The organism is Trichococcus sp., assembly GCF_049589555.1.
Taxonomy (GTDB): Bacteria; Bacillota; Bacilli; order Lactobacillales; family Aerococcaceae; genus Trichococcus.
Genome location: NZ_JBAWAZ010000300.1, coordinates 1 through 5752, shown reverse-complemented (window position 1 = coordinate 5752; position 5752 = coordinate 1). Strand labels below are relative to the sequence as shown.

General features: G+C 48.2%; 4 protein-coding genes. All 4 read right to left on the bottom strand.

Translation table 11 applies throughout. The annotated features are described in order from the left end of the window. The coding region (locus tag WBV27_RS10565) for an ROK family protein (protein WP_424201888.1) at nucleotides 1–445 on the bottom strand (445 nt) is incomplete at its 3' end. Between the two features lie 94 nt (nucleotides 446–539). Then, nucleotides 540–1943: an MFS transporter gene (locus WBV27_RS10560; RefSeq protein WP_424201886.1), complete on the bottom strand. Its 1404-nt coding sequence runs from the start codon at nucleotides 1941–1943 to the stop codon at nucleotides 540–542. A gap of 30 nt (nucleotides 1944–1973) precedes the next feature. Continuing rightward, a complete protein-coding gene (locus WBV27_RS10555; RefSeq protein ID WP_424201884.1) occupies nucleotides 1974–3992 on the bottom strand; it encodes a beta-galactosidase in 2019 nt (672 codons plus the stop codon). 27 nt (nucleotides 3993–4019) lie between these two features. After that, a complete protein-coding gene (locus WBV27_RS10550; protein WP_424201882.1) occupies nucleotides 4020–5465 on the bottom strand; it encodes a family 43 glycosylhydrolase in 1446 nt (481 codons plus the stop codon). Nucleotides 5466–5752: the final 287 nt, after the last annotated feature.

Here is a 5752-nt window from a genome sequence, read left to right as displayed (position 1 = left end):
GCTTGCCCTGATAGAGTTTGCCGTCAAGGATCAGCCCGCCGCCGATGCCGGTTCCGAGCACAAGCGCCAAACCGTTTTCGATGCCATTGAGGTTACCGAGCCAAAGCTCCGACAAGGCAGCAGCCTTACCGTCATTGATTACGGAAACCGGCACATCAAATTTCGGCTGGAATTCCTCGATAAAAGAAATGCCGTCCAGAAACGGCAAGGCGCCGCCGAAGGAAATCATACCCGTTTCCGTGTCGACTTTCCCCGGACAACTGAAGGCGATTCCGCGAATCTCATCCTGAACCAGTTCGATTTCATTTTCCAATGCAGCGATGAATGCGCCGTATTCATGCGGCGTCCGCACCTGTTTCTTGGACTGGATTTGTCCGGAGTGGTCGATCAGGGCCAATTTGATGTTCGTGCCGCCGATGTCGATGCTTAAGTAGTTTTTCTTCATGTCCGTCCCGCCTTCGCTCATTTATTGGATGCCTTCGCTCTTCAAAACAAAAAAACCAGGGATCGGCGAGTAATCCGCCTCACCCTGAACACTATTATTTTTCCAGTTTTCGTTCATCTAAGTCTTTGATAATATTATCATATTCTTTGTCCAATTTATAGAGGTAGACGAAAATCATCGAAACCGCTGTCAGTGCCAATGGGACGTAGATGTAGACCGCATTGACTGCACTGATTGCGCCGGCTGTTTGCACGGCTGCTTCACCGTTGTATCCGCCGGCTGCGATGATCCAGCCCAACACGGCACCGCCCAATCCTGAACCTACCTTGCTGCCGAAAGAAGAAGCCGAGTTGGCCAATCCAGCTGTCCTGATGCCGGTTTTCCATTCGCCGTATTCGATAGTATCAGAAAGCATACCCCACAGGCAAGAAGCTGCGAATCCGCTACCGATACCTTTAATGACGTTACCTGCCAAAATCATGGAATAAGTACTTCCTGCCGTGATCATCACGATGTAGCCCAACACCGTCACCGACATACCTACCATAAAGACGTTCCGTTTGCCCATCCGTTTGATGAATGGTGCCGTGAAAAACATAGTTGTGATCTGAGCGATCGTTGTGGCATTACCCAATGGTGTAACAAAGGCAGGGTCATTCAGAACCGTTTTGGCATAGTAGACCGCACTTCCGCCATTCACGGTCATGGACAAATACAACAGGAAAATCACTGCAGTCATCATCAGCCAATATTTATTCTTCAGCAATGCTTTGAATTCCTCGGCAACACTTCTCTTATTCTCTTCTGTGCGTTCCTCTTCAATTACGCGCTCGTGCGTGAACATGAAAGTGAACAACAGGATCGCAACCGTCATCAGTCCGAAAACAGCGAACGTCAACGTCCAAGCGCGTGGATCGCCACCAAAGTAATCGACGAATTTCAGAGTGAACGTATTGATGAACAGCGTGCCTGCAGTCGCCAGAAGCATCCGGAACGTTCCAAGCAAAGCCCGCTCGTACTGGTTCTGGGTCATCATCGCATTCATCGTCGCATAAGGAACATTGATGGCCGTAAAGATGATCGTGGATACTAAATTATAGCTGAGGAAAACATAAACGATTTTGAACATGTCGCTGGCGTTTGCCGGAACGGAGAACAACAGGATGGCGGAGAGTGCGTATGGGATTGCCATGCGCATGACCCAAACCCGAGCTTTTCCGTACTTGGAACGCGTGCGGTCAACGATTACGCCCATGACGATGTCGCTGATTCCATCGAAGATCCTGGAAATCAGCATGATGCTCCCAACAGCAGCTGGATTGACATGCACGACGTCCGTATAATAATACACGAGGAAAATCGAAATTGCCGAATAGACGATGTTGCTGGCGAAATCCCCCGTCCCGTACGCGAACCGCTCCAGAAATGTCAGCGATGCTTTCGGATCCGGATTGTAGTTTACACCTAATTGATTCTTGACTTCATTTTGTGTTGCCATGTTTATTTTACCCCTTCCACTGCTCATTTATTATTGTTCATTTTCCAGAATCACAAGATCCCAGGGTTTTATGATAAGGCTTTCATTCTTAACGACATTTCTTTTCTCCCTAAGCGACATCCCATCTGATGGAGATGCGACCGCCAATTCTTTCTCGGAATAATTAAAGAGATAGGTCAGTTCGTTCCCAAATTGATTGGTACCTTTTTTGACGATGATCGGGAATGCATATTCACTCAACGGATAATCAAACAATTCCGAGAAAATTTTCCGGAAAACCTGGCTGAAACTCTGGTCGTCCAACATGCAGCCGATATAGACCGCTTTGCCTTTTCCTTGCTCGTTAGCTGTGATGGCGACATTGCGGTCACCAGGGGCATGATCATAGGTAGCCAAAACTGTTGCTCCATCCGTTTCCAACAGTTCCATGAAACCCTGCACTTCTGCATCCTTTTCGAATGAAAAGAATTCGCTTGTCAATCGAGTCTTGCTTGGAATCGCGAATTGGTTGTACTGCATTCCAAAGGTTTCCTGCAGGCCTTTCGGTGTGCCTTCATAAGAAATTTTCAAATGTTCATTCGCGACTGCTGTTTTGAAAGTGGACAGGAGTTTCCCGCCCTTCTCGACAAAGGCTGCCAATTCCCGATAGGTTTCATTCGGTGCGCTGTAAAGAGCCGGAACAACCAGAATTTCGTAGTCTGTCCAACCTTCCATGTCCGGCGTCACGATATCGCACTCGATATTCAGATTGTACAGTTGGGTGTAATACGCTAAAACGATATCATTGTAGGTGATGTTCGACTGGAAAGCCGCATTCAGGTCCACTGGGAACCATTTCAAAGCGGTCAAGGCTTCGTTGCTGACCACAAGCGCCACTTTGTTATGCTTTTTCAGATTGACCAACTTTGGCGACAGCTCTTTCCATTCATTGCCGATCGTCACCGCTTCCCGGTAGGTAGCATTTTCCTTGAAGGCATGGCTCAACAGCCCTCTCCAATAGGATTCGCAGGCATTATGGATCGAATGCCAGTGCCAGTACATCACCATGTTTGCGCCGGATGCCAAGTGGCTGTAGGCCTGAAGCAACAGCTGATTGCGGAACGGCGTCCATTGCGGAAAGCCTTGCGCTTCCGTTTCCAGCACAAGATAGTTGTCCTTTTTCAGGCTGCGGGTGCTGTCCCCGCAAAAAGCGATTTCCTTACCGGTCAACTGATCCTGCGTCGGATGGTAAATGTCGCAGCCTGCAATCGTGATGGCTTGGCTTGCTTTGTAATGATTCACTTCCGGCTGGACCCCGTAGGAGTAGCCGCGCCATTCGAAGTCGAAGTTCTGCGTCAGGAACTGGTCCTCCCGCTTATATTCACTGACGATGTCCGCTTGCCATTGCAGGAATTCATCCACCAAGAGCCGCTGATATTCTTCAAAAGCCGCTCCCAAACTGCCGTTGATTGTGCCGGTTACGTCAGGGAATTTCTCCCAGGAATCGATCCGGTTGCTCCAGTAGTTCAGCCCGTATGAGGCGTTCATCTTGTCCAGATCGCCGTCGAACAACCTTTTCAGATGGTCGACGAATGCTTTTTGGACATTTTTACCGGAAGTCCCGTAGGCTTTCGTTTCATTGTCCAGTTGGAATCCGATTACATTTTTTTTATTGGCAGTCCGCTCGATCAGTTTGCGGATGACCCTTTCGGCATGATAGAGATAGGTTTCGTTCGTGATGTCCATCGATTGGCGCATACCATAGATGGCACGACCGCTGCCTTTTCGGGTCACCATCACCTCCGCATCCATATCGACCAGCCAGCTCGGTATTGCATAAGTTGGCGTGCCAATAATCACTTTGATGCCGGCTCTCTCCATTTCATCGATTACAAGATCCACCGTTGAGAAATCGAAATTCCCCGGGCTCTTTTCGTAGGTGGACCAAGTGGATTCTGCGATCCTGACGACATTGATGCCCGCCTTCTTCATCATTTCGATGTCTTCCTTCAATCGATCGTAGGGCAGATATTCATAGTAATAGGCTACTCCGTATAAAATTTCTTCCATGTGTCCTCCTCCAAAAAATATAATTGATTACCCTAAAGAGAAAGCCTTGAAATCGATCATTCCCGGCCCTTCATAGCGGAAGAACAACGGCTGTTCGCCCACAACACTGCCTGATACATTCGCTTCAAACGTTTGCCATTCCGTTGAAGGGCTTACATGAATTTCCGCGATCGGTGCTTTTTCCAATTCCGTATATACGCTCAGCAGCCCTGTTCCGGGACCGCGCGTCGTGACTGAAACGGAGTCCAAATCGTCGAAATGAAAATACTTGAATCCGGCGACCGAACCGTCCTTCAGATTGTGGATGAACTGGCTGGGATCATTTTGGCTGTCTTCCTTTTCCTGCGTGAAGCAAGGATGCTCTTCTTTTTCCAACACTTCCGTGCTCTTCAATGCGCCGCGGCCGCTGTATAGTTGGCACGCGATTGCGGCCGGGTAGCTGCCTGTTCCTCTAAGCGGACCTTGATTCAAACCACAACTTGTCATCTCGGCCATTTCAAATCGGCCGTCCGCCGTCATCTGCAATTTTTCGGCAACCCCTTGACGCGAAAACTCGGTGTAATTCGTTTGGCGGTGTCCAAAAATGTAGTATTCACCGTTGATGTAGGCCACAGAACCGTGATTGTTTCCCCAGTAGTTTACTTCCTCGGTGTTCCCTTGGTAACCGATGTCCCCGTTGGAATGAAGACTTCCGCCGTAGACAAAGCCCTTGTCAGGATAGTCGCTGATTGCGTATGCCAGTTCATGGCTTAACTCGGATGAATAAATGAAGTAGTACTTGTTATTGAACTTGCGGATCGAACTCGCTTCATAAAAGGCATGCCATTCAAAACCTGTCCCTTCGCTGTCCCAAGAATTCGGAATCAGCTGCACTGGTGCCGTTTTAACCGTCAGCATATCCGCTTCCAGTTCGGTCACATGATTTCCGGCTTTGTTGAAGGAAATACCTAAAACCTCACGGAACATTTTTTGCAATTCCTCTCCTGGTGCGAATCCCGTATACAGCCACACCCGGTTGTCATCATCCACCAGCACGCCCGGATCGAACTGGAATGCATCTGTGGATTTTTCGCCCAACAAGGTACCTTCCGGATGGTGGATAGCGCCGTAATATTCAAAAGGTCCTTCAGGCTTGTCAGCTACCGCTACGGAAATCTGGTTGATGAAGTCCATCCCGTAATACATATAGAATCTGCCGTCCTGCCCTTGGACAACATCCGGCGCGAACATATTGTACTTCCCATCCGGATTCAATGGATCCTGGTCCTTTTTGTAGATGACCCCTTCAAACCGCCAACCGCTCAAATCATCCACCGGCGCGGAATAGCCGACATAATCATTGACGCAATAAAACTCGCCATTGAACCGGTCATGGCTTCCGTATACATACACCCGGTCCCCGAACACTTTCGGTTCACCGTCAGGGACGTATTCGTCATTCGGCAAATATGGGTTAAAGACTTGTTTTTTCATTCGCGACACATCCTTTTTTCTTTATACCCGTATAATAAAGCGTTTCCAGTTTCTCGTATATAAATTATCTATGCTGATTGGTAATTTTCTATTATAATTATCAAAAGAGGTGAACCACATGAATCTGACCTATCTGATGGCCTATGCATCCCGAAAATTGCACACAAAAATCAGCCTTTATCAGAATGAGCAGGAATCGCAATCCGTCTGCAAAAACCTGGAACTGGCGGAACAATTCGGATTGACTGAAGAATGTACGGAAAAATTATTGCGCTATTCCAACAAAG

What these genes read in the sequence shown, in the direction of transcription:
- WBV27_RS10560 (WP_424201886.1), bottom strand. Translation starts at nt 1,943, where the DNA reads ATGGCAACACAAAATGAAGTCAAGAATCAATTAGGTGTAAACTACAAT.
- WBV27_RS10550 (WP_424201882.1), bottom strand. Translation starts at nt 5,465, where the DNA reads ATGAAAAAACAAGTCTTTAACCCATATTTGCCGAATGACGAATACGTC.
- WBV27_RS10555 (WP_424201884.1), bottom strand. Translation starts at nt 3,992, where the DNA reads ATGGAAGAAATTTTATACGGAGTAGCCTATTACTATGAATATCTGCCC.